Here is a 21,781-nt window from a genome sequence, read left to right as displayed (position 1 = left end):
TTATTAGACAGTTAGATGCGGATATAAATCTTTTCTCTAACATAAGTAAGCTGATGGCTTCGAGTGAATAGGAGATGAAAATGGAAGTAAACGGCGTAAGCGGTGGTCCAGGAATGGATTATGCGAGCGAAGTATACAGCGCGAGCTTAGCGAAACGAGCTCAACAACAAGAAGGTAGCCAAAACCTTGAATTGTTGGAGCGAGCTGTTGAGTCGGTAACACCGGCAGCAAGTAGCGGATCACATACAACGACAGATAACTTAGGGCAGAATATCAACATCAACGTTTGATCATTCACCTAAAGAGTTAAGTGCAAAGAATACAAAACGTATTTAAAAAAATCCCTGCTATGGTGAAACATATCAGGGATTTTTTGTGTCTTTAATCTTGTTGATTAATCTGTGCTCGAAGAGTCCAAATCTAGCTTGGCTTCGTTTTCATTTATGGCCATTTCAAACGCTTTTAAACGTTTATAAATCGACAGTAGTTCAACGATTGTTGTCCAAGAGTTAATCAAATATTGGAAAGAGTTTTCTACTTGGTTAAAGGCATTCATAACTCGCTGCATTACACCAAGGGTGAAAGCGCCCGCGATAATGGAAGGCGCAAGCACAATCAATGGCACAAACTGACCTACGTTTAAGTAGCCGTATCGCACGATATTAAAGTAGAGGTAATTGGCATACAGACGGAAGTAGTTTTTACGCACGTTGTCGAATAGCTCGTTTAAAGTGATCGGATCTGCTCGGTCTGCATGATCTTCTCCATAAACGAGTTCTTTTCGGTAAGCGGCTTCTACACGCTGGTTTTTGAACTCCAGTCCTGGCAGTTTGATACCAGCAAGAGCAAGTAAAAGAGTACCGAAAACAGACCACATAATTGCCGTGAAGACCAAGGCTTGAGGAACTTCTCCAATTAGTGGTAACTCTTTAACGTAGCCAGATAATCCCCACAAAATAGGCAAAAAGGCAATCAAGGTCATAACGGATCTAAGTAAGCTAACACCTAAGCCTTCGACGATAGAGGCAAAGCGCATGGTGTCTTCTTGTATACGCTGAGATGCCCCTTCTATGTGACGAACTTTATCCCATTTTGAGGAATAATAACTTGTCATCGCAGTACGCCAGCGGAAAACGTAATGACTAATGAAGAAGTTACTTAATACAGACACTGTGATGGCGACTAAAATGATGACTGCTACAGTGGACAGCTCGGCATAATAATCAGCCAAAGGAATACTATTTGGCTCGCCCAATGCCTTTTGAATAAGGTCATAAAAGCTGCCATACCATTCGTTAAGCATGACGCTCACTTGTACTTGGAACCAAGTGATGAAAACAATTAACGCGGATCCAGAAACAGACCATTTCGCCCACTTTTGTCCGCCGTAAATAGTCCAAGCACCGACAAATAATCCGTAACAAAGAATCATGTATTGATATAGCCAAATATCTAGCGCGGTGCTTTGTGCGCTTGTAAAAGCGACTTGAGCTGCGGCGTCCGCACCTTCGGTTAGTGCTTCGGGGAAATTAATGCCGAACAGTGAGCCTAAACTTAAACTGGCTCCAAGGTCTTGGGCAATAAGATACCAGCCTAGAACGCATGCAATTGCCCAAAGGGCGAAACTTATAAAAAAGAGCTTAGGTTTGGGAAAGAAAGATTGAAACACAGTTTAGCTTCTCTATATTGGTGAATAGTGCGTAAGCCATTGATTTACTCGAAAATGTATAATGGCGCTTTATAGGAGCTTAAACCAGTCCATGAATAAGCACAATCAGCCGGCTTTTAAGGAATCTGCAAAAAAGACGACAATAGGAACAAATTTGCCCATTTTTAGTCTTATTCGAACTTAGACATAAAAAAATCGAGCCGAGGCTCGATTTTTTGTTTCTGCTTAGTCACTTTTATTAAGTGTCTTATGCGTTAGCAATCGCTTTTTCAATGGCTTTTTCTAAACGAGAAAGGCCTTCTGCAATATCTTCTTTTGGGATAACCAAAGAAGGGGCTAAACGTAAAACATTTGGTCCAGCTACTAAAACAAATAGGCCTTCTGCTGCGGCCGCTGTTACGAAAGTCCCTGCTTTTCCAGCAAGAGAATCAACCACTTCAGCGCCAATCAAAAGACCCATACCACGAATGTCTTTAAACACATTAAGTTTTTCGTTGATGGCTTTTAGACCTGCAACAAAAATATCGTGACGTTCTTGAATGCCACTTAGAACTTCAGGAGTATCAACGATATCAATCACAGCTTCAGCAATAGAACATGCCATTGGATTGCCGCCATAAGTACTGCCGTGAGTACCGAAGGCTAAGCTTTTTGCTGTTTCTTCTGTTGCCAACATAGCGCCAACAGGGAAACCATTGCCTAGTGCTTTTGCAGTCGTCAGCACATCAGGTTTTACACCTAGTTGCTCGTAGGCATATAAAGTACCTGTACGGCCAACACCAGATTGAACTTCATCAAAAACAAGTAAAGCATTGTGCTGGTCACATAGCTCACGAACTTGCTTAGCGAATTCTTTATCAGCAGGAATAACGCCGCCTTCACCTTGGATTGGCTCGATTACAACCGCGCAAGTTTTGTCACTGATGATGGCTTTCAATTGCTCAATATCATTGTAGTCACAATGTTTGATGCCACCTGGAGTCGGCTCAAAACCCTCTTTGTATTTTGCTTGTCCACCAACAGAAACAGTAAACAAAGTACGGCCATGGAAAGACTTATTGAAAGCAATGATTTCGTGCTTTTCAGGACCGAAATGATCAAATGCGTAACGACGTGCTAGCTTAAATGCAGCTTCATTTGCTTCTGCGCCACTGTTTGCAAAAAAGACGCGATCTGCAAACGTTTTGTCAGTCAGCTTTTTAGCTAATCGTAATGCTGGCTCGTTGGTCATAACATTGGCTAGGTGCCAAAGTTGTCCAGCTTGTTCGCGCATGACGTTGACTAGAGTTGGATGGGAATGACCTAATGCAGTAACCGCAATGCCGCCTGCAAAATCGATGTATTCTTTGCCTTCTTTGTCCCACACGCGAGAGCCTTCGCCACGCACTGGAATAATTGCCGAAGGTGCGTAGTTAGGAACCATTACTTCATCAAAGGTTGCTCTCGTTACTTGTAATGTCACTTGTTTATTCCTCTTAAAAAATAGGTGGCCGAGGTAACGGCCACCGTTAAATTTATATCAGATTTCTTAACTCTCGAATAGCGACGGTTACCATTGGTAGCGTTAATTCACTTTCAGCTTTGATCTCACCGAAAGTCGCGCGGTAATGGTTTATATTTTCGCTATTTGACTCACGCCAATGAGTTAAGCGTTCCTCCAGTTTCTTGATGTCAATGCTAGATTGAATCACGGCTTGAGTTAATGTTCTTAGGCTGCTGTCGACTTCGTCGCCCAATCCTGCTTTCGCCCGTTGTTGCCACATATCATCAGCAGGCAGTTCGCTTGCTTTATGGCGTAACCAATGTAGCTCTAAGTCCATTTCCAAAGCGAAATAGGTTTGAGCAACATCAAGTACTTCTGTGTCTGTATTGGCGGCAACACGAATGATGTCCAAGCCGTAGAATAGCGCTTGAAGAGAAGACAAGGTGTCTGCCAGTTCCGCTGGGATATTCTTGCTAACAAGGTCGGCAGAAATATCCGCTAAGTGCGCTTTGCTTGATTCCGTTAAGATCGCTTGCATGTTGGCTCGAATAATATCGATACCAGGTTTGTAAGTGTCTTTTAAACGCTGGATAGACAAGCTTTCGCGGGTGTTGCGTAGCAACCACAATGTTGCACGTTCGATGAGCCCTTGGATTTGGATCAACAAATCATTCAACACAGCATTGGAAACAACAAAGTCTAAATCATTGATTGCATCCCACAGTGCTGCAATGCCGAAGATATCTTCTGCCGCCATGTAAGCTCGAACAACATTCAACGATGATGCGCCTGTTTCTTCTTGCATATAAGTCGTAAAGGTTGGCCCCATACGGTTGCCAAGATTGTTTGTTACATGCCCAGCAATGATTTCTTGAATCAATGGGTGTGAAGACATTTGGTTGCCAAAACGCTTCGTCAATTGAGTCGGGAAATACTCATTGATTTGAGTCGTTAAATCCGAATCTTCGCCAATACCATCGATGACCAATTGTTCAGAGAGCTTAATTTTCGAGTAAGCCAACAAGACGGATATTTCAGGGCGAGTAAGTCCTAAACCTTTGTTTAAGCGTCGTTTAATTTGAGCATCACTTGGCAAGAACTCGATCTCACGGTTCAATCGACCCTCACGAACAAGAGACTGAATCAAACGCCAATGATCTGCTAAACGCTCTGGTGCTTGCGCATTAGCAAGCGACAACACATGGCTCTGGCCAAGGTTGTGACGTAAAACAAGATTACCGACTTCGTCTGTCATTTCTGCTAACAAGCTGTTGCGTTGCTTCTCAGTCATGTCGCCGTTTTCAACAACACGGTTCAGCAAGATCTTAATGTTTACTTCGTGGTCTGAGCTGTCTACACCGGCTGAGTTGTCGATGGCATCTGTGCTAATCAAGCCGCCGTTTTGAGCGAACTCAATACGACCCAGTTGAGTAAGGCCTAAGTTGCCGCCTTCGCCAACAATTTTGCAGCGCAACTCTTTACCATTTACACGTAATCCATTGTTTGCACTGTCGCCAGCATCGGCGTGAGACTCACCTTCAGATTTAACGTAAGTACCGATACCGCCGTTCCAAAGTAGATCAACTGGCGCTTTAAGAATGGCGTTGATTAAATCAATCGGCGCCATGGACTTAACATTGCCTTCGATACCTAATGCTTTGCGAATGTCTGCATTAATCGGAATCGATTTCGCAGAGCGGTTAAAGATACCGCCGCCTTTTGAAATCAATTCTTTGTTGTAATCTTCCCAAGATGAACGAGGCAATTTAAACATGCGTTCACGTTCAGCGAAGGATGACGCCGCATCTGGCGTCGGATCAATAAAGATGTGCATGTGATTAAAAGCAGCCACTAAGCGAGTATGTTTTGATAGCAGCATGCCGTTACCAAAAACGTCACCGGCCATATCGCCCACGCCCACGGCAGTAAAGTCGGTTGTTTGGCAATCGATACCAATTTCTTTAAATTGGCGTTTAACCGATTCCCATGCGCCACGCGCCGTGATGCCCATTTTCTTGTGGTCGTAACCATTTGAGCCACCAGAAGCGAAGGCGTCTCCTAGCCAGAAACCGTATTTCTCTGAAATGCTGTTGGCTAAATCAGAGAAAGTTGCTGTGCCTTTGTCTGCTGCGACTACTAAATATGGATCGTCTTCGTCGTAACGCTCAACAGAAAGAGGAGCAACGACTTCGTTCTGTACTAGATTGTCAGTAATGTCTAACAAGCCGCTAATGAAGGTGGTGTAACAATGAACCACTTCCGCTTGAACTTCTTCGCGTGAAGCGTTCTTTTTCAATTGCTTCGCAACGAAACCGCCTTTTGCGCCCGCAGGAACAATAACGGCATTTTTAACCATTTGGGCTTTAACAAGACCAAGAACTTCGGTTCTAAAGTCTTCCATGCGGTCAGACCAACGAAGTCCACCACGAGCCACTTTTCCGCCGCGCATATGCACGCCTTCCACCCAAGGAGCGTAAACGAAAATTTCAAATTTAGGGCGCGGTAAAGGAACCGCTGGAATCAGAGAAGGGTCTAATTTGAAAGACACATAGTCTTTGATTCCGCCTTCTGCATCGGCTTGATAGAAGTTAGTTCGTAGCATTGCTTGAAGAACGGACAAGTAATGTTTCAGGATTCTATCTTCATCTAGATTTGCAACTTGATCTAATTCAAGATCAATTTTCTCAAGTAGTTTTTGTACTTTTTCAGCGCGCTTAGTTGTTTGGCTAGGGTCAAAGCGTTGTTCAAAAAGTTGCACAAGCAAACGTGTGATGCTGGTGTTTTTCTCTAGGGTTTGTTGCATGTATTGGCCAGAGAAAGGCACTTGAAGTTGCATCAAGTATTTGGTTAATGCTCGCAGCATAGTAATTTGGCGCCACGTTAAAGAAGCGTTAAGTACTAAGGCATTAAAGCGATCGTTTTCAACTCGACGGCTAAATACTTGATTGAAAGCATCTTGGAAGGCTTCGCGCTGTGCTGGTTTTTCAAGGTTTACATCTGCATCAACACAGATAGCGAATTCAACAACCCATGTGTCGGCTTTGCCATCGCCGTTTTGGTCTAGCTCGTAAGGGCGAGCTTCCAAAACGCGCAGTCCCATGCATTCTAAAATTGGCAATACATCGGACAGAACCAGTGTTGTGCCAGCGCCATAGACTTTAAAGAAGTAATTGTTTTGCGCTTGGCCAACTTGACGGTAAAGGTGTGTAGATATATCGCCTTCGCCTCCAAGTAGGCTTAAGCGCTCAATATCTAATACTGCAGCATTCGGAGAGAAGTCTTCTCGGTAAGCCACGGGTAGATAAGGCGTGTAAGTGTTGTACAGTTTGTTGCCGCTTTCTTCACCATGACTTTTGTACAATGCATTTAGAAGCTTATCTTCCCAAGATGTCATTGCATCTTGCATACGGCTTTGGATTTCTTCTGCATCAATTTTTGGGCTTTGCTTCGGATCTGCAATTTGTATTGTGAAATTGACGCGAGCCAAGACCAATTGAGAAAACTGTACATTGAATTCTGAACTGGTTCCGTTGCATGCATTCATCAGAATTTCTTGCATTTTAATACGGAGTTCAGTGTTGTAGCGGTCTCTTGGTACATAAACCAATGCATTTAAGAAGCGACCATAAATATCCTTGCGTAGGAAAACGCGTAATTGGCGGCGCTCTTGGATAGCCAAAATGCTTTCAATCGCGTTGAAAAGGTGCTCCGCTGGTGCTTGCAACATTTCATCACGAGGATAACTATTTAGAATGTGCTTGAGGTTCTTGCCCTTGTGGCTGTTTGGATCCACATTCGATTTTTCAATGATCAATTCCAGCTTTTTACGCAGCAATGGAATATCTTGTAGGCGTGCGATGTAGGCAGTAGAGGAATACAAACCGAAGAAACGCCACTCGCCAATCACATTGCCTTTCTTATCAAAGCGTTTGATGCCCAAATAGTCCAAATGAACAGGGCGATGGATGGTCGAGATCGCCGTTGATTTAGTTAAAATCAACATGTTTGTATTATCGACAGCTAGTTTGGCAAGATGATCGTGCAAAACGATGTCACGTTTTACTTTCTTGTCACTCAGGTCGCGGAACGTGCCCAACCCTGAACCATCAACAAGCTTTAGATGCGTTTCATCGTTTTCTATAACTAGGTCGTATGAACGAAAGCCGACAAAAGTGAAGTGGTTGTTGGCAACCCAACGAAGAAAGTCTAAGTTTTCTTGGTGTTCTGCGTTGTCTTTTAGGTGCGCAATGCCTTCTGACTCTGTGATGATGTCATTAAGCTTGGTTTGCATTGGCGGCCAATCATTCACGGCTTTGGTGATGTCGCTAAATGTTTTAGTAAGCTCGTCTTTGATTTGATCTAAAACATTAGTATCGGATAAACGGCCAATTTCAAAACGCATTAATGAGTCGTTGGTGTTGGCAGACGATCCTATTTTGATAAGTTCGCCTTTTTTGTTTCGCTCGACAGGTACAAGCGGATGCACTGTCATGTGTATTGTGTAGCCCAAGCGAACAAGCGTCATGCTGAAGGATGACACTAAGAAAGGCATGTCTTGCGTTAAAATTTCAACGACTGTGTGCGTTGATTGCCAACTGTGTTCTTCATAATTCGGGTTGTAAACGCGGATTTTAGGTTGGTCTGGAGCGCGATTTTGCAAGAAATCCCATAGGCAGATAATTGTGCCGTATAGGTTTTCAATGGATTCGGCTGCCAAATCTTCTGTTAGAGAGTCTTGGAAATAAAGGTGCGCGAGCTGAATAATGTTGCTTGCTTCAGCATCACTAAAGTTTTCATTTATTTCTACTTCAACGCGTTCGATTAATTCATTTTTTTTGTGGTCAGTCATTAGAACTCATCCCTTGTGAGTGGTGTTCATAATAAAACTAGTTGTAAATGCGATTTTGCGAAAGTATTTGGCTTAGACTCTGCATAAGATTATTATGAAAAAACCAAACCTTTGATAGTTAGTAACTTTCTTAATAGCGACATGTTGTTTCCATGTGTGGTTTTCAAAGGCTCTTACATCTTGTGAAAGAAGTAAAAAACCTTTGTTATCCATTTTAAACGAAATAAACTTCTTTTTTGCCTATAGTTCGCAGGATAATATTTTGTACAAGAGTGAATTCGCATCAAGAGAAATCATGCAGGCAAGTAAAAAGCCCCTAAAATACGGTTTTTTGCTGTTGCCTAATTATTCTATGCTGGGTTTTTCTTCTGCAATCGAAACCTTGCATATGGCGAACTGGGTAACAGGAAAAGAGCTCTATTCTTTTTGTACTATTAGTTACGGTGAAAGAGAAATGCCTTCAAATACGGGGGTTGTAACCGTCTCGGACTACTTAACTTGTGATGCGCCGAGTGATTTAGATGCTATTTTTGTGTGCGGGTCTTCACCTGTGTCAAAAAACGAAAATCAAACTTTAGAAAATTGGTTAAAAAAACAAGCAAAAAGAAATGTTGGACTCGGTGGCGTTTGCACTGGAAGTCATTTACTAGCCAAAGCAGGGTTGTTAGATGGTTATCGAGCGACGATTCATTGGTGGAGTATTGCTAACCTCCGTGACGAGTTTCCACAGACGATTGTGTCTAATCATTTGTTTGAAGTGGATAGAGACCGCTACACCTGTAGTGGCGGCACAGCAGCCATGGATATGATGTTGTTTCTAATAGGAAAACAGCATGGTATGAGTTTGGCGAGCAGTATTTCTGAGCAGTTTGTGTGTGAGCGAATCCGTACACACGACGACCCGCAAAGGATTCCTTTGCAAGCGCGTATCGGCACCGGACAGCCAAAACTGGTTGAAGCTGTTCAATTGATGGAAGCCAATATTCAAGAGCCGCTTTCTTCTGATGATATTGCTTACCACGTTGGCGTTTCTAGACGGCACTTGGAGAGGTTGTTTAAAAGTAATTTAGACATTGTGCCTTCTCGCTACTATTTAGAATTGCGCCTGCAGCATGCTAAACAGTTGTTAACTCAAACAGATAAAGCTATTAATGATATTGGTAATGAGTGTGGGTTTTCTACAGCGCCCCATTTTAGTACGACGTATAAAAGTTTTTTTGGTGTGACGCCAAGAGAGGAACGTAAGAAAACCCATAACAAGGTTTCAATTCCGTTACAGAGCGACCGGAAAAAAAGGCAACTTTGGAAAAAATAATTTAAACTACTGGTTAAGACTGTTTTTGGCGTGATTTTTGTATTCTTCGTGACAGTATAAATGGAGTTACAAAGAGGTGTATGCGTTTATTACGCCTCGTTAGAGACAGTTAGCTGCTAATAAAATAAGGTAAAAAAACCATGTCGAAAGCCCCAGCGTTAGAACTCATTGATATTCATAAGACATTTGGCGATGTTGAAGTACTCAAAGGTATTTCTTTGAAGGCTTATGATGGTGATGTTATCTCAATTCTTGGCTCTAGTGGTTCTGGTAAAAGCACGTTTTTACGTTGTATCAACTTACTTGAGAACCCAACGCAAGGTGAAATAATCTTCAATGGCGGTAAGTTGGACTTGGTGCAAGGTGAGACGGATCTTGTTGCTAATAATATGAGGCAACTTACCAAGATGCGCCAGCAAATCGGATTTGTTTTCCAGAGCTTTAACCTTTGGCCTCATATGACTATTTTGCAAAATGTAATGGAAGGCCCTTTGAATGTTCTAAAGCGTCCGAAGCAAGAAGTTGCTGAATATGCAGAGCATTTGTTACGCAAAGTAGGAATAGCAGAAAAGAAAAATATGTACCCAAATCAATTGTCTGGTGGACAGCAACAGCGTGTTGCGATTGCCAGAACATTGGCTATGGACCCTCAGCTTATTTTGTTTGATGAGCCAACTTCTGCACTTGACCCTGAATTGGTTGGGGAAGTGTTAGGTGTTATGCGTAATCTAGCTGAAGAAGGGCGCACAATGCTTATTGTGACCCATGAAATGAATTTCGCACGTGAAGTGTCAAGTGATGTTGTCTTTTTACATAAAGGCGTTGTTGAAGAAAAAGGAACACCTGACGAAGTGTTTGGCTCGCCTAAATCAGAGCGTTGCAAAGCATTTTTGTCTAGTGCATTTTAAGAAGTAGCAGGGTTGGAAGGACAGATTTAACTCTTGTTATCGTGAATAATTTAATAATCAAAAAGGTAGTGTTATGAAACTTAAAAAAATTGTCTTAGGTTCTGCTTTATTAGTAACTGCAGCAATGTCTACTATTTCTGCTCAAGCAGCAGATAAAGTACGCTTTGTGACTGAAGGTGCTTGGGCACCATTCAACTTTATTGATGCTGCGGGTATGCCACAAGGTTTTGATGTTGATATTGCGCGTGCCTTATGTTCAAGAATGGAAGCGGATTGTGAAATCCTGACTCAAGACTGGGATGGTCTGATTCCTGGTTTAAAAGTACGTAAATTTGATGCCATTATTGCTTCTATGTCTATCACTGAAGATCGCTTGAAAGTCGTTGATTTTACTAACAAATACTACTCTGGCGGATTGCGCTTCATGGGCCGTGTTGGTGAGACATTTGACCTAAGCGATCTATCTGGCAAAACAATTGGTGCGCAGCGTGCAACTTTGGGTGCTCAATACCTAGAAGATAACTTCACTGGCAAAGCAGATCTAAAATTCTATGATAACCAAGATAACGTTTATCTAGATCTTCTTTCTGGCCGTTTAGACATCGTTTTGTCTGACGAACTACCAACTTACAACTGGTTGAAAACAGCAGAAGGCGCGTCTCAGTTTGAGTTCAAAGGCAACTCTTTCATGAAAAACGACGAAATCGGTATTGCTGTTCGTAAAGGTGACTCTGAGTTAAAAGAGAAATTGAACAAAGCGCTTGATGAGCTGATTGCTGATGGCACTTACGAGAAAATCAACGCTCGTTACTTCCCATTCTCTATCTACTAAGGGTGACTTGTTAATTTAAGTCTCCATATAAAGTTCCTCGGTGTTTAAAAGCCGAGGAACCTCTTTTTCGCTTACTCTGAGAAAAAACTATGATTGATCTTCATGGATTCGGTGACCAGCTGCTGCAAGGTGCTGTCGTTACCTTAGAGCTAGCATTGTCTTCTCTGTTTGTCGGTTTAATTCTTGGGTTATTGGGTGCTTCCGCCAAATTGTCCTCGATTAAACTCTTCCGATGGATTGCTCATGGCTACACAACCATTATTCGTGGTATTCCTGAACTATTAACGGTTCTTATTATTTACTTTGGCGCCACCAGTGTTTTGATGGCCATTGCCAGCGTATTTGGCTATGACGAATACATTGAAGTAGGTGCGTTTGCCGCGGGTGTTACAGCACTTGGTTTAACCTTTGGAGCTTATGCGACAGAAGTTTTCCGAGGTGCTTTACAGTCAATCCCTAAAGGGCAGCATGAAGCTGCAATTGCTTTAGGTATGGGGCCTGTTCGTAAGTTTTATCGCATTATTTTACCGCAGGTTTGGCGTATTGCCTTGCCAGGTATTGGTAATTTATTTCTAGTCTTGCTGAAAGACACCGCGCTTGTTTCTGTTGTTGGTCTTGATGACATCATGCGTAAAGCTAACATTGCCGTTAGCAGTACGAAAGAAGCGTTTTTGTTTTATTTGGTGGCCGCTTTCATGTATTTGGCTTTAACCATTGTTTCTATGGTTTTGGTTTCTTACTTAGAAAAACGAGCCAGTCGCGGTTTAACAAGGGGATAATGAATGGACTTTTCAGTTGTTGTTGAATACTTTCCCCGTTTGTTAAGTGGCGCTTGGGTTAGTTTACAGTTAGTGGTTTTATCTGTTGTGTTAGGTGGAATATTGGCCTTGCCAATTGCTTTAGCGAGAATTTCCCCTGTTGCTTGGATAAGAGCATTTCCTTTTGCTTATATCTTCTTCTTCCGTGGTACGCCTTTGTTGGTGCAAATCTTTTTGGTTTATTACGGTGCGTCGCAATTTGATGTAGTACGAGAAAGTATCTTTTGGCCTATTCTAAGAGAACCTTTTTGGTGCGCCATTATTGCTTTTACTTTGAATACGTCTGCTTATACGGCAGAGATTTTCAGAGGCGCGATTCAAGCCATTCCTCAGGGTGAAGTTGAGGCTTGTAAAGTAGTCGGTATGACGAAAGTACAAATGTACCGTCGTATTCTTTTGCCTCGGGCATTTGGTATTGTTTTACCTGCTTACGGTAACGAGATTATCTTGATGCTAAAGGGCAGTGCGTTGGCAAGTACCATTACCATTTTGGACTTGACCGGTATGGCAAGAACCATCATCGCAAGAACCTATACGCCGATGGAAATTTTCTTGGCGGCTGGTGGCATATATTTGTTGATCAGTATTGTTGTTATTGCGATTTTCCGTCAAATAGAATTACGTCAAAACCGTTACCTAGGTACTTTATCTATTAAGGTTCCAGATAAAGGGTAATGTGAGGCTGTTTTTTGAGAATGGATTCGGAGCAATAAAAAAGAGGCTTAAGCCTCTTTTTTATTGCGATTCTGATCGTACTTTTGGTTCTGAAAATGAAGTGTTAAATCGCTTCGTTTCCAGTTTCGCCTGTACGGATTCGGATAACTTGCTCAAGAGTAATAACGAAAATTTTACCGTCACCAATTTTTCCTGTGTTCGCGCTGTTTTGTATTACTTCGATTGCACGTTCAACTTGGTCGCTTTCTATGGCAAGTTCTAGTTTAACCTTAGGTAAAAAATCAACCACATACTCAGCGCCACGGTAAAGTTCGGTGTGGCCTCGTTGACGACCAAAACCCTTCACTTCTGTTACTGTGATGCCATTAATTCCTATTTCGGATAATGCCTCACGTACTTCATCTAGTTTGAAGGGTTTAATAATGGCTGTAATTAATTTCATTTCTGCTCTCCATAGGAATAAAAAGTATTCTTTGGATTTAAAATACCACTCTCTTATTAAAGGCGCTACATACTTGATGTTTATGAAGCTTCTTTCTAGTGTTATTTACTAAAGGCCATTCATCGCGTCTAGGTCATCAAACTCAGGCTGATGATACTTTTCACCCAATTTATGCACAGCGTCAATTAGGTATTTTGGGTGATCAGGGTTGACGAACTGATGTATGCCGTGACCAAGATTAAATACATGGCCAGTACCATGACCAAATCCCGATAGTACGTTTTCCACTTCACGCTCGATGACACTCTGATCTGCATAAAGCACGCTAGGATCGATGTTTCCTTGTAATGCCACTTTATCGCCAACGCGAGCGCGAGCTTCAGAAATATCAGTTGTCCAATCTAAACCTAATGCATCTGGACCAGTGGCTGCCATGTTTTCTAACCATTGGCCGCCATTTTTAGTGAACAAGATCACTGGGATTTTTTGCCCATTATGTTCACGGATAAGGCCATCTAGGATTTGCTTCATGTAGAGCAATGAGAACTGCTGGTACATCGGGCCACTCAAAACACCGCCCCAAGTATCAAATATTTGTAGAGCTTGTGCGCCAGCTAAAATCTGCCCATTTAGGTAGGCTGTTACTGATTCAGCCAATTTGTTTAATAGGGCATGAAGCGTCTCTGGAGATTGGTACATCATGGCTTTAATGTGACGGAAATCTTTGCTTGATCCGCCTTCAACCATATAAGTCGCTAAAGTCCATGGACTGCCAGAAAAGCCTATTAGTGGCACATCGCCGTTTAACGCATGACGAATAGTGGTGACAGCTTTCATCACATAATCGAGGTCGTTTGCTGTTGTAATTGGTAAAGCTTCAACATCTGCTTTTGTACGGATTTTATGTTTGAATTTTGGGCCTTCCCCTGTTTCGAAATATAAGCCTAAGCCCATTGCATCAGGGATGGTTAAGATGTCTGAAAATAAAATCGCGGCATCTAATTCATATCGTCTAAGTGGCTGTAGCGTCACTTCACAGGCAAATGCGTCGTTTTTACATAAGCTCAAAAAATCTCCAGCAGTTGCTCGACTTGCTCGATATTCTGGTAAATAGCGTCCAGCTTGTCTCATCATCCATACAGGGGTTGTGTCGACTGGCTGTTTGAGCAATGCGCGCAAGAAGCGGTCATTTTTGAGTTCTGGAAACATTAATACTCTCCGATGTGAATTTTATTGAGCGCATTTTACCTAACTTGTAAGGGAAAAGCAGAGGGAATAAATACAATTTATGAGAAGCCCGTTGAAAAGACCAATAATATTGATCTATAGCAGGGTTTGTTAATGGCTATTTATAAGAGTAATCAATCACCTAGATATCTTTTTAGGCTGTGGAACTGTACTTGTTGGGTTGCATTCTCAATGTTTTTATTGGCATGTAAATTCTTTAAAACGGATGGGAACGCCGCTTTGGTTTGCTTTTCATCCATACCTTGTTTTAGCTTAGAAGAATACAGGGCTTTTAGCAAAATATAGTCGAGAGGGCTGAGGTAAGTATCAATACTAATGTCATTAAAAATTGAGGGAAATACATCGTCAGAATCATTGGGCAGTCCGAGTAACTGGGTGATTTCCTCAACGATACAATCTAAGAAGCGAGCTTTTTCCCGTGCATAGTCCACTGGGATAATAATGATGCCTTTAGTTATTTCATAACGTGAGTTGCGCCTGAATGTGCCGAGACATATCGCTTCGTTCAAAGCTGCGCGAATTTTTTCAGGATCGCCAATATACTGCTGAACCTTGTTTTCCATGTTTTCGTAGCGAGTGAAGATGGCAAACATGTTTGCTTTTTTAGGATTGTCTGTAAATTCAATCGATAAACCTGTGATGGACGCAAGGTGCTTGGCGTGGACACTTAGTAACTCTTTTTGCAGTTCGTTGTCTCCGCTTTCGCTTTCAAAGAACAGTTTTATAGGCTGATTCCAGCGTATGAGTTTTGGGTATTTTGTTTCTTTGTACTCACGTCCCAATGCAATTTTAATGAAACTGTCTTGGATGTATTGATCGCTTTGCCAACGCTCTTGAGCAAGAGACGGAAGAGCGAGCCAAAGGAGTGAAAGTAAAAGACTAAAGCGGATCATCTGATTTAGCTTGGGTTAATTGGCCAGTGAAATGCTGTAAAGCATCCAAAGAATCAGGCGTGAAAGGCAAATTATTTGGGTTGGTGAGAATATCATCAATACTCATTTCATGGATTGAAGCGACTTCTTTTTGTTGGAGTGTTAGCTCCCCATGCTCTTCTTGATCGTAGTGACACACGAAGATTTTGCCCCAGATGTTAAACCCTTCTCCTTGGGTGAGAAAAATACCTTGGCTTTCTAATGGCGCATCAAAGCCAAGCTCTTCTTGTAATTCGCGGTGTGCTGAGTCTATATAGGATTCGCCTTTTTCCACAACACCACCGGTTGTTATGCCATAAAAGTTTGGACAAAAGGCTTTGTCCGCGGCTCTTTTTTGAACAAGTAGGTTTCCGGCTTTATTGAACACAAGAATGTAGGTTACGCGATGGAAGTCAGTGCTAAAGTCCATTTTGCGTCGTGGTACATCACCAATGATGTTGTTGTGTTGATCGACTAATATAATGACTTCGTCATTCACTGGCATAAAGTACTCGATTGGTTGAAAACATTGCTGTAAATAAAGAGGGTATCGGCATTTTACTTGAAAGAAAAGATTTCTGTTTTCTTGTCATTCGTTTCTGGCCTAGTGGAGTATAAATAAAGCGACCTATTATTTTGTTTTATGCATGAAAATCTTGAATGTTTCGTGTGAAAATCGCAAAAAACAGTATGATAAGCCTCCTATTTTTTATTTTAAGGGTGGCTTTAAGGAAAAAATGACTATTTTGAATAATGACTTTTTGGCATTAACCTTGGCTAATCCAAAAGAAATTTCCCCTTTTCATTTTACCTTTCCTAGTGGCACTGCCTTTGTTGAAGACACTGGAATCTTAAGACTTGAGCCAACAGAGGCGTCTTCTACTAGTCTTGTTTTATCTGCCGGCATTCATGGTAATGAAACAGGTCCGATAGAGTTACTCAATAATCTTGTTAAGTCGATTCTTAAAGGTCAGTTAACATTAAATATTCGACTTCTTGTGTTGATCGGAAATCCTATTGCTGCCAACTGCTCAAAACGCTTTTGTGAAGTGAACCTGAATCGGTTGTTTAGTGGAGCTTGGCAAAACTACGAAGGTTTTGAAGCCGATAGGGCGCAACAACTTGAGTTGGCCGTCAGTGATTTTTATCAAAAGGAAGACCAGCAAGGAGAGCAAGTCCGGTTGCATTATGATTTGCACACTGCCATCCGAGGGTCTATGCATGAAAAATTTGTTGTGCATCCATTTGTCGAAAAGGCCGTTTATGACAAAGAGCAATTGGCCTTTTTAGCATCTAGCGGAATAGAAGCTGTGTTGCTATCCCATCAACCAACCACGACTTTTTCTTATTATAGTCATGCTGCTCATGGCGCTCATGCTTTTACCGTAGAGCTTGGGAAAGTTCATCCGTTTGGCCAAAATGATCTGTCACGCTTTGATGATCTAGAACGCAGTTTGGTTTTATTGCTACAAGAGAGTGTTTTGGCGCAAAAACCTTTGTCTACTTTGCAGGTTTTTCAGTACTTGAGGCTCTAATAAAAGACGATGAAAGCTATGAATTAAGTATTGCTGATGATGTGAAAAACTTTACTCAATTTGAGGAAGGTTATGTTTTAGCTCGTTCCGAAAAGAGCCAGTATCAGGTTGAAAAAAACGGAGATGCGATTGTCTTCCCTAATACGAATTTACCTGTCGGGCAAAGAGCGGGTTTAATGGTTCGACCAATTGAGCTTGAAGCATTGCAACTTGTTTGATTGCTGTCCTTTTTAGTGTCTTAAAGATGGTTTATTTATAAGAGATTTTAGTCAAATGACTTGAATCTCTTTTTTTAATATCGTACCGTTATGTTATAACATCTTAACCGGTACCCAATAATGAACAAACTCTTTTTTGCGCTAGGCGTTTCTGCCTTATCTCCTCTTGCTTTAGCAAAACCAACCATTGTTACAAGTATCAGTCCTGTTTCCATGATCGTGGCAGCCATTGCTGGCGATAAAGCGGACATACAACAAATTGTATCAAGCACAGCATCACCTCATGACTTCGCGTTGCGACCATCTGACCTTAGAAAAATTTCGAATGCAGATGCTGTTGTTTGGGTGGGTGAATCACTAGAAAACTTTCTAGAGAAACCGCTTAAAAACGCAGGAAAAGAAGAGTCCTCTATTGAGTGGCTTGCTCTGAAAGGTGTGGAGCTTCATAACTTTGGTGAAGAGGGTCACGACGACCACGATCATGATGAGCATGACGACCACGATCATGATGAGCATGACGACCACGATCATGATGAGCATGACGACCACGATCATGATGAACATGACGACCACGATCATGATGAGCATGACGATCACGACCATGATGAGCATGACGACCACGATCATGATGAACATGACGATCACGACCATGATGAGCATGACGACCACGATCATGATGAACATGACCACGACGAGCATGAAGGTCATGAAGGTCACAGCCATGAAGGTGTTGATCCACATGTTTGGTTGTTGCCTGATAATGCTCGAGTCTTGGCGGAAGCTGTGACTATGCGTATGGTGTACTTAGATTCAGCAAATGCAGAATATTACAAAGCTAACCTAGCAGCATTCGATAAAGGTTTGTCTGCAAAAGATGACGAGATACGTCACTCTTTCGATAAGGTTTCTAAAGTACCTTATATCGTTTTCCATGACGCATATACTTACTTCGAAGAGCATTATGGTTTGAATAATTCTGGCGAAGTATCAGTGAGCCCAGAGCGTAAACCTGGAGCGAAGAAAGTTGCAGAGCTTCGCCATCAAATTGAAGAAAACAAAATTCAATGTGTATTTAGTGAACCGCAATTTAGCCCAGGCATTGTTAAAGCCTTGCTAGATGGCACTAACGTAAAAACAGCTGTTTTAGATCCTTTAGGCAGTGAAATTCCTCTAAATAAAGATGCTTACTTCACATTCTTAAGCACCTTGAGCGGTCAATTCCTTAGCTGCTTAGATTGATGTGTTTCGCCTACCACTAGAGTAAGCTGTGAAAGCTTGCTCTTTGGTAGGCGATTTACTTTCTACTCTGTATAATGACGCAACTTTACGTTCATTATGGAGAGCAGAGAGGCTTTATGAGCGACCTAACGACTAACAATACCCACTCAGACGCCCTTATCCAAAGTGCTCAGCGCACCTTATCTATTCAAGCTCAAGCTCTTACTAATTTATCGAATCAAGTTACAGAAGAATTTGCCAAAGCTGTTCGTATGATTCTTGCCAGTAAAGGCAGAACCATTATCTGTGGTATGGGGAAATCAGGCTTGATAGGCAAAAAAATCGCAGCGACTTTTGCTTCTACTGGAACGCCTAGTTTTTTTCTTCACCCTGGCGAAGCGTTTCATGGCGATTTAGGTATGATTCAGCCAGAAGATGTGTTGGTGTTAATCAGTTACTCAGGTGAAACAGAAGAGCTGATGAGACTGTTACCTTCACTGAAAAACTTTGGTAATCCAAGTGTTGCTTTGGTTGGTAATATGGATTCCACCTTAGCCAAGCATTGCGATTGTGTGTTGGATATTTCGGTAGATAGAGAAACCTGCCCGAATAATCTAGCACCAACCACATCAACAACCATGACAACGGCAATGGGCGATGCTTTAGCCGTCGCCTTGATGGAGTGTCGAGATTTTCAGCCGCAAGATTTTGCACGTTTTCATCCTGGCGGAAGCTTAGGGCGTAAGCTCTTGACGCGTGTGAAAGACCTAATGCATAAGGAAAACTTACCTGTATGCTCGTCAACAGCTACGTTGAAAGAAGCCATTTCTGTGATGACCCATGGCCGCATGGGTGTGGTTTTGATTCAAGATGAAGATAAATTATTAGGGATTTTTACCGATGGTGATTTGCGTCGTGCTATGTTGAAAGAAAGTGAAGGCATGATACAGAAACCCATGGCAAGTTTAATGACACCAAACCCGAAAACCATCAATGAAAATGTCATGATAGTACAAGCTGAAGAGCAAATGTTACGCGACAAGATTACCTTATTAATTGTTGTGGACGATGATCAAAAAGTGTCTGGTATTTTAGAAATTTACGATCGATAAATATTGATGTCTATCTTGCTGCTCTGTTTGACTTAGAGTGTGCGAATTGAAATTTTAATGGAGCAACCATGTCTCAAGAATCCAAAGTGATTAAAATCGGCAACAAAGTTGAAGTAGCCAACCATTTGCCGTTTGTATTATTCAGCGGCGTTAATGTTCTAGAATCTCGTGATCTCGCAATGCGAGTAGCAGAAGAGCATGTGAAAGTAACGCAGGCATTAAATATTCCTTATGTGTTTAAAGGCTCGTTTGATAAAGCTAACCGATCTTCCATCAATTCTTTCCGTGGGCCTGGCATGGAAGAAGGTTTGAAAATTCTTCAAGAAATCAAAGACACTTTTGGTGTGCCTGTTATCACAGATGTTCACGAAGGTTATCAGTGTGCGCCGGTGGCAGAAGTTGCTGATGTGATTCAGTTGCCAGCTTTTTTATCTCGTCAAACGGATTTGGTTGTTGAGATGGCAAAAACAGGAGCGGTAATTAACATCAAAAAAGCCCAATTCCTTGCGCCTCATGAAATGAAACACATACTGACGAAATGCCAAGAAGCAGGCAATGATCAGCTGATGTTGTGTGAGCGTGGCACCATGATGGGTTACAACAACTTGGTTGTAGATATGCTTGGTTTTGGCGAAATGAAAAAGATGGGTTATCCAGTGATGTTTGATGTGACGCATTCATTACAACGTCCTGGCGGTCGTGAAGATTCTGCGGATGGCCGTCGAGCTCAAGTAACAGAGCTTGCTCGTGCTGGAATGTCTTTAGGCTTGTCGAGCTTATTCCTAGAAACTCACCCAACACCAGACAGTGCAAAATGTGACGGGCCTTGTGCTTTACCATTAGGCAAATTGGCGCCTTTCTTGAAGCAGATGAAGCAGCTTGACGAACTGGTCAAAACGTTTGAAGAATTAGACACGAGTGCCTAAATCATGGATTCGACTTTTCTTTCCTTTTACCCTTCATTGCAGAATGATGATTCATTAGTGGCCAAATTACAGTCACTGAAACTTGTCGTGTTTGATGTGGATGGCGTACTGACAGACGGTCGTTTGTTGTATACCGATCAGGGCGAAAACATTAAATGCTTTAATGTGAAAGATGGGGTTGCAATGAAATTGCTGCCTAAGTGGGGGATTCAAGTCGCGGTGATTACGGCCAAAGATTCCGCACCCTTGAGACTTCGAATGAAGGACCTAAAAGTCGATCATTTTTATCCCGGTTGCCATAATAAAGCGGAAGCGTTTGACGATTTAATCGCTCGTTTGAATCTGGATCCTGCAGAAGCGGCTTATGTCGGTGATGATGTCATCGATTTGCAAGTGATGCCTAAGGTCGGTGTGGCTTTGTGTCCTGCAGACGCTCACCTTCTATTGCATCGCCATTGCTCTATTGTTTTACATAAAGCCGCGGGAGAAGGGGTGGCAAGGGAAGTTGCTGACCTTATTTTATCTACACGTATGCCCTTAGAAGAAGCGTATGAATTGGCGCAGAAGCCGGAGTTCGAAAAATAATGACAACACCTAAAAATACACAAGGGCTACCAGAGTTTCATATTGTGATTCCTGCCCGTTATGCGTCTCAACGTTTTCCTAAAAAACTGATGGCGGATCTAGGTGGTAAGCCAGTATTACAGTGGGTTTATGAATTGTCTTTAAAGGCTGGTGCTCAGACGGTAACCGTTGCAACAGATCATGAGATTATTTATCAAGCGGCATCAGAATTTGGCGTGTCTGTCATTATGACTCGTGATGACCATGAAAATGGCACAGAACGCCTTGCAGAAGTGGCCGCTAAAATGGACTGGAAAGACAATGAAATTATTGTCAATGTGCAAGGTGACGAACCTTTTCTGCCAATTGAGCTGATTCATTCCAGTGTGATGGCTTTAAGCCAAGACAATGAGGCAGAGATGGCAACGGTGGCTTGTGTGATTGACGATGTCGCTGACCTTTTGAATCCGAACGTGGTCAAAGTGGTTTGTGACGAGATGCAGCGAGCATTGTATTTTAGCCGAGCGCCCATGCCTTGGGATCGCGATGGTTTTGCTGGCATTGGCTCTAAAGAAGGTTATTTACCCGTAGACTTTCCTGCTTTGCGACATATTGGTTTGTATGTTTATCGTGCAAGTTTATTGTCCAAATACACCGATTTACCCATGTCGCCATTAGAGCGTTGGGAAAAGTTAGAACAGCTAAGATTCTTGCACCAAGGAATTAAAGTCCAAGTTGCACTAGCGGATAGCTTGCCTATGCATGGCGTAGATACGCCGGAAGATTTAGAGAAATTAAGGCATCAGTTAAGCTTATTAGACAGTTAATTAGATTGATAAAACATCTAATATAAGCATTAAAAGCTTAATAAAAACCGCAACTTATTCTGCATAGGTTGCGGTTTTTTTATGCTTCTATCGAAGGCTGGCTTGTTGATCACTTCTCTTTCTTATCTATGATTTTGGCTGGATAATGTAAAAAAGTACTTTTTTTGTAGAGAATGTGTAAAAAATAGGTCTATAATTGTTTTAATGTAATGATTTGTTTTTATTGTCAAG

20 protein-coding genes are annotated in these 21,781 nt (G+C 42.0%); 13 read left to right on the top strand and 7 right to left on the bottom strand.

Annotated elements, in window-relative coordinates; translation table 11 throughout:
• The first annotated feature begins 80 nt into the window (after nt 1-80).
• Entirely contained in the window at nt 81-290 is a 210-nt protein-coding gene (locus tag AC0L46_RS05360) for a hypothetical protein (RefSeq protein ID WP_414682659.1), read from the top strand.
• A gap of 104 nt (nt 291-394) precedes the next feature.
• Here the strand turns inward: AC0L46_RS05360 and sbmA are convergent, their stop codons facing one another.
• The 3 genes from sbmA to AC0L46_RS05345 form a co-directional block, all read right to left on the bottom strand.
• Complete coding sequence (gene sbmA, locus AC0L46_RS05355; RefSeq protein WP_473506334.1) at nt 395-1,669, bottom strand: peptide antibiotic transporter SbmA; 1,275 nt, start codon at nt 1,667-1,669, stop codon at nt 395-397.
• Between the two features lie 247 nt (nt 1,670-1,916).
• On the bottom strand, nt 1,917-3,131 hold the full coding sequence (locus AC0L46_RS05350) for an aspartate aminotransferase family protein (protein ID WP_473506332.1): 1,215 nt from the start codon (nt 3,129-3,131) through the stop codon (nt 1,917-1,919).
• A 52-nt stretch (nt 3,132-3,183) separates the two neighbouring features.
• Complete coding sequence (locus AC0L46_RS05345; RefSeq protein ID WP_473506330.1) at nt 3,184-8,001, bottom strand: NAD-glutamate dehydrogenase; 4,818 nt, start codon at nt 7,999-8,001, stop codon at nt 3,184-3,186.
• A gap of 295 nt (nt 8,002-8,296) precedes the next feature.
• Between AC0L46_RS05345 and AC0L46_RS05340 the strand changes: the two genes are divergently transcribed.
• The 5 genes from AC0L46_RS05340 to AC0L46_RS05320 all read left to right on the top strand — a co-directional run bounded on the left by AC0L46_RS05340 (nt 8,297) and on the right by AC0L46_RS05320 (nt 12,549).
• The gene (locus AC0L46_RS05340; protein WP_414682719.1) at nt 8,297-9,316 is read left to right on the top strand and encodes a GlxA family transcriptional regulator; all 1,020 of its coding nucleotides are present in this window, start codon (nt 8,297-8,299) and stop codon (nt 9,314-9,316) included.
• Between the two features lie 140 nt (nt 9,317-9,456).
• Nucleotides 9,457-10,224 (top strand): ABC transporter ATP-binding protein, encoded by a 768-nt coding sequence (locus AC0L46_RS05335; protein ID WP_317002875.1) that lies wholly within the window; start codon nt 9,457-9,459, stop codon nt 10,222-10,224.
• 73 nt (nt 10,225-10,297) lie between these two features.
• Complete coding sequence (locus AC0L46_RS05330; RefSeq protein WP_473506327.1) at nt 10,298-11,056, top strand: transporter substrate-binding domain-containing protein; 759 nt, start codon at nt 10,298-10,300, stop codon at nt 11,054-11,056.
• Nucleotides 11,057-11,145: 89 nt separating this feature from the next.
• Nucleotides 11,146-11,835 carry an ABC transporter permease gene (locus tag AC0L46_RS05325; protein ID WP_347984591.1) on the top strand — a complete coding sequence of 230 codons (690 nt, stop codon included), beginning with the start codon at nt 11,146-11,148 and terminating at the stop codon, nt 11,833-11,835.
• 3 nt (nt 11,836-11,838) lie between these two features.
• Nucleotides 11,839-12,549, top strand: coding sequence for an ABC transporter permease (locus AC0L46_RS05320; RefSeq protein ID WP_414682664.1), 711 nt, complete (start codon nt 11,839-11,841; stop codon nt 12,547-12,549).
• Between the two features lie 103 nt (nt 12,550-12,652).
• Here AC0L46_RS05320 and glnK read toward each other — a convergent pair whose 3' ends face one another.
• From glnK to AC0L46_RS05300, 4 genes are all read right to left on the bottom strand, one after another.
• Nucleotides 12,653-12,991 (bottom strand): P-II family nitrogen regulator, encoded by a 339-nt coding sequence (glnK, locus tag AC0L46_RS05315; protein ID WP_473506325.1) that lies wholly within the window; start codon nt 12,989-12,991, stop codon nt 12,653-12,655.
• Nucleotides 12,992-13,099: 108 nt separating this feature from the next.
• Nucleotides 13,100-14,200, bottom strand: a complete 1,101-nt coding sequence (hemE, locus tag AC0L46_RS05310) for a uroporphyrinogen decarboxylase (protein ID WP_473506323.1) — start codon at nt 14,198-14,200, stop codon at nt 13,100-13,102.
• Between the two features lie 152 nt (nt 14,201-14,352).
• Nucleotides 14,353-15,132 (bottom strand): DUF2927 domain-containing protein, encoded by a 780-nt coding sequence (locus AC0L46_RS05305; RefSeq protein WP_473506321.1) that lies wholly within the window; start codon nt 15,130-15,132, stop codon nt 14,353-14,355.
• A complete protein-coding gene (locus tag AC0L46_RS05300; RefSeq protein ID WP_473506319.1) occupies nt 15,119-15,655 on the bottom strand; it encodes an NUDIX hydrolase in 537 nt (178 codons plus the stop codon). Before AC0L46_RS05300 ends, AC0L46_RS05305 begins: the two co-directional genes overlap by 14 nt.
• 232 nt (nt 15,656-15,887) lie before the next feature.
• On the opposite strand from AC0L46_RS05300, the gene AC0L46_RS05295 reads away from it, so the two are divergent.
• From AC0L46_RS05295 to kdsB, 7 genes are all read left to right on the top strand, one after another.
• Complete coding sequence (locus tag AC0L46_RS05295; RefSeq protein ID WP_473506317.1) at nt 15,888-16,685, top strand: succinylglutamate desuccinylase; 798 nt, start codon at nt 15,888-15,890, stop codon at nt 16,683-16,685.
• Nucleotides 16,613-16,903, top strand: coding sequence for a succinylglutamate desuccinylase/aspartoacylase domain-containing protein (locus AC0L46_RS05290; protein ID WP_473507103.1), 291 nt, complete (start codon nt 16,613-16,615; stop codon nt 16,901-16,903). Before AC0L46_RS05295 ends, AC0L46_RS05290 begins: the two co-directional genes overlap by 73 nt.
• Nucleotides 16,904-17,023: 120 nt before the next feature.
• Nucleotides 17,024-18,142, top strand: coding sequence for a zinc ABC transporter substrate-binding protein (locus AC0L46_RS05285; RefSeq protein ID WP_473506315.1), 1,119 nt, complete (start codon nt 17,024-17,026; stop codon nt 18,140-18,142).
• 116 nt (nt 18,143-18,258) lie between these two features.
• Entirely contained in the window at nt 18,259-19,233 is a 975-nt protein-coding gene (locus AC0L46_RS05280) for a KpsF/GutQ family sugar-phosphate isomerase (protein ID WP_473506313.1), read from the top strand.
• A 68-nt stretch (nt 19,234-19,301) separates the two neighbouring features.
• A complete protein-coding gene (kdsA, locus tag AC0L46_RS05275) occupies nt 19,302-20,159 on the top strand; it encodes a 3-deoxy-8-phosphooctulonate synthase (RefSeq protein WP_473506311.1) in 858 nt (285 codons plus the stop codon).
• A gap of 3 nt (nt 20,160-20,162) precedes the next feature.
• Nucleotides 20,163-20,744 carry a KdsC family phosphatase gene (locus tag AC0L46_RS05270; RefSeq protein ID WP_473506309.1) on the top strand — a complete coding sequence of 194 codons (582 nt, stop codon included), beginning with the start codon at nt 20,163-20,165 and terminating at the stop codon, nt 20,742-20,744.
• Nucleotides 20,744-21,550: a 3-deoxy-manno-octulosonate cytidylyltransferase gene (kdsB, locus tag AC0L46_RS05265; RefSeq protein ID WP_473506307.1), complete on the top strand. Its 807-nt coding sequence runs from the start codon at nt 20,744-20,746 to the stop codon at nt 21,548-21,550. The genes AC0L46_RS05270 and kdsB overlap by 1 nt, the downstream gene beginning before the upstream one ends.
• The last annotated feature ends 231 nt before the right edge of the window (nt 21,551-21,781 follow it).

Source organism: Marinomonas sp. 15G6-16, assembly GCF_055809555.1.
The sequence above is the reverse complement of the archived record's forward strand: the minus strand, read 5'-3'. Positions and strand labels throughout refer to the sequence as shown.